This window comes from Peribacillus sp. P4_D6, assembly GCF_056401795.1.
In genome coordinates this window covers 1-1,678 of record NZ_JBFUIQ010000309.1, presented here as the reverse complement: position 1 = coordinate 1,678, position 1,678 = coordinate 1, and the positions used below count along the sequence as shown (strand labels likewise).

Below are 1,678 nucleotides of genomic sequence, written 5' to 3'. Positions count from 1 at the left end.
AGAGTAACCTTCATGTTTTTTTACTGTMATCCTTATTGGATGGAAGAAATTTGCGACACTCCTGCCGAATAACTGGCTWGCCGAGACCCCACAGACGCTTGCGTYGAGGAGGCTCAGCAGACAGTCGGCSGAAAGGGAGCGGATTTYTGAAATCAASTGRWRYTTWTTYAARAAAAAAACYGCAGGSRAAYGCGWTTYCTTCGTATATRTCTAAAWACAAGACAAGAGTAACCTTCATGTTTTTTACTGTMATCCTTATTTGATGTCGCAGCTTATGCATTCAGAAACACACTCTTTTGTAGGTTATTGTTATATTGTGTCAGATTATACTAAGAATTCTTTACATATTAAAGGGTTCAAGTCTTAATTGGAGAAGTATATAATTATGATGTTTTTAGCAAAGGATTACTGACTGCAAGGATTTTGACGTAGAAGGAGGGCTCTTAATTAAAAAGCAGCTGTTTAAACTAAGTATATTTTGCTTTATAATCTTTGTTCAAACATTATGGTCTCCCGCTGTTTTTGCTGAAGAAAAAACATTTATAATTGCTGGAGAAAGTGCCCTTCCTCCATTTTCATTTGAAAATGAAGCTGGTGAACTGACAGGCATCAATATTGATTTAATGGAGGAAATAGCGAAATATAATGACGTAGATTTCAAATATATTCCGATGAGGATGGAAGAAGCCGAAAAAGCCTTAAGTAACGGAACAATTGATGCAATTGTTGGAAGTACCTATAATACCGAAAAAGATAACCAATTTGATTTCACGCAATCCTATTTTACAATGTCCCAATCCATAATCATTCCTAGTAAAAGGAAACAAGATATTCATACGTTAACGGATCTACGTGATTCACATGTTGTCCTTGACCATAACACACCAGTTATCAGTACATTTCTCAATATGAGGAATACAAACTTAACGACCGTTTCAAATCAATACTCCGGAATTTTAACATTATTGAACAACCGAGCTGATGTGTTCATCGGAAACAAATGGACTGCTGATTTCTATTTAAAAAAATTCCGCCAAGAAAAGAATTACATCATTCTTGATGAAGTCATTGAACCTGCGGATTATACGATTGCAGTGAAAAAGGGAAATCAATCGCTTCTTTTCATGATGGACAATGCACTCACAGAACTTAAGGCAAACCGAAATATCAATGGGATAATCGATAAATGGGTAATGCCGCAATCCAATCAAAAAATTGCCAGACTCGAACAATTCATATTTTGGTTGATCATAATCTTAACTGCCGTGGCCCTTATCCTTCTAATCATTTACATATGGAATCAAAAGCTAAAAAAATCCGTACATAACCAGACTTTGAAATTACATTTATTAAATAAGGATTTAGAGAAACAACGGCAAAACATCGCTAATGCTGAAGCGTTCAAAGATCAAATCTTAAACAATATCAATAATGGCATCATAACATTCGATCTCGATTTCATGATTACCAGCTGCAATGCAAAAGCATCGGACATTCTTAACATTTCCAAGGAAATGATTCTGAATCTTACGAATCATTCGCAATTGATGAAGAATTTCGAAGCTTTACACCAAGAACAAAATGAGAATAATTGTACGGGTTCTTTTCGAATCTTGGTATTAAATGAGGAAAATGAACAGAAGGTGATTTCTTATTCGATGCATAAGATGTTCAATAC

At 35.0% G+C, this 1,678-nt stretch carries 1 protein-coding gene; it reads left to right on the top strand.

Annotated features, from left to right (window positions below; genetic code table 11):
* Window positions 1-404 precede the first annotated feature (404 nt).
* A partial coding sequence (locus AC1DVB_RS27055) for a substrate-binding periplasmic protein (RefSeq protein ID WP_477591918.1) occupies window positions 405-1,678 on the top strand: 1,274 nt, incomplete at its 3' end.